The sequence below is a fragment of the Candidatus Magnetobacterium casense genome, from assembly GCF_019173545.1.
Taxonomy (GTDB): Bacteria; Nitrospirota; Thermodesulfovibrionia; order Thermodesulfovibrionales; family Magnetobacteriaceae; genus Magnetobacterium; species Magnetobacterium cryptolimnobacter.
On the sequence record NZ_JABXWD010000667.1, the window covers coordinates 1 to 1,369 of the forward strand.

Here is a 1,369-nt window from a genome sequence, read left to right on the forward strand (position 1 = left end):
AGTTATACGGGCATGTGGGTCGTTATTGTGGTGATGCACACATGTGCGCCAGTTTGTCTATAGATTCGATCAGCCCACGCATTTTTAATGGTGTTATGGATGGTCTACGTCAGCGCATGAATCATTTCGTCAATGAGTATTTTGAGACTTTCTACGGCGAACATGTCACGGTGCCCGATCGTTATGAGATAATTTCTGAATGTCGTGAATTTTGCGACGGCTGCGGTAGAGGGTGGAGTTCTGCCGACGAGGACGACGAAGACGCTGAAAGGGAATTTGTTTGCGATCAGGATTGCGACAGTTTCCTAGATCACGTTGATGAGGAGATTGTTGCCAACGTAACCATGAATATGGGGTGGTTGCGGGAAAAGCTTAACAAGGAGTTCAAGATTTATGAGGGTGTTGATGGGGTATTTGTTCCTCTGGCTGCCGACGTTTCGTTTGGCTGTCCGGATGGTTTCAATGTAGGAGATGCTGTCAAAATCGTTTACCCGCGGGTCGTAATGCAGCTAGTCATCACCTCAACGATGAACTTTTCAACGGAATCCAGGGCCTTGTCAGTCTCCATCAACTCGGCCTCAGCCAGCACCAAATCGATCAGCTCCTTGACATTCGGATACCTGACAATCAGCTTTTCAAGTTCACTATGATTCAACTTGAACCACTCGAGTTCGGTCTTGCTGAGATGATAAATTACTAGATCCTGAATCGACTTGTCATCATTGCAGAGCGCGGGCTGACCGTAGGATCGATGCTTAGGACCAAGTGTCCTGACCTTGCCGTTTGCCACGGCCGCGGAGAACACCTGTTCAACCATTTTATTGCGTTCTGCTTCCAGCTTGGCATACCGCTCTTCGTTTGCCTTCCTTATTGCCACGACACGCTTGCTCACGCGGTCAGTGACAATCAACCGCAGCGACCTGACTTGTTCTCTGTTCATGCTAATCTCCAAAATCCCTTAACCTCGAAGTCACAAACTCCATGGCATCCTGCTTGGCGAGAGCCTCGCTCTTACGTGGATTATCGCTCGTGTTCGCGAATTCGCCGACGGAATCGACCGGACAAACAAAAAACCAACCTCGCACGACTCCATCCCAACCGCCTCCGAGCGCTGAAGTCCAAGCGTACGTCTTCTTACCGTCGTGCAACTTACTGCCCCTTGGGCCAGAGCGATAAGCTCCGCCACTACGTGACAGTCGTTTCCAGCGCAACCTCCTTTTCGCCATCAACAGCCTCCTCCGCAACCTGTCTACGCCTGCCGCGAACATGTGGCCAACACGGGCCTTCCTCCGGAAACTGTTTCTCATAAGCCCTGGCACACCTGTAACAACTATGCTGCCAAAAACCATTGTCATCAAGTTTCCCGCTC

General features: G+C 50.5%; 2 protein-coding genes. Both read right to left on the minus strand.

Annotated elements, in window-relative coordinates; genetic code table 11:
* Positions 1-487: 487 nt before the first annotated feature.
* Positions 488-940 carry a hypothetical protein gene (locus tag HWQ67_RS18600; protein ID WP_218254189.1) on the minus strand — a complete coding sequence of 151 codons (453 nt, stop codon included), beginning with the start codon at positions 938-940 and terminating at the stop codon, positions 488-490.
* 245 nt (positions 941-1,185) lie between these two features.
* Positions 1,186-1,369: hypothetical protein (locus HWQ67_RS18605; protein ID WP_218254190.1), on the minus strand; the 184-nt coding region annotated here is incomplete at its 5' end.

What these genes read in the sequence shown, in the direction of transcription:
- HWQ67_RS18600 (WP_218254189.1), bottom strand. Translation starts at nt 940, where the DNA reads ATGAACAGAGAACAAGTCAGGTCGCTGCGGTTGATTGTCACTGACCGC.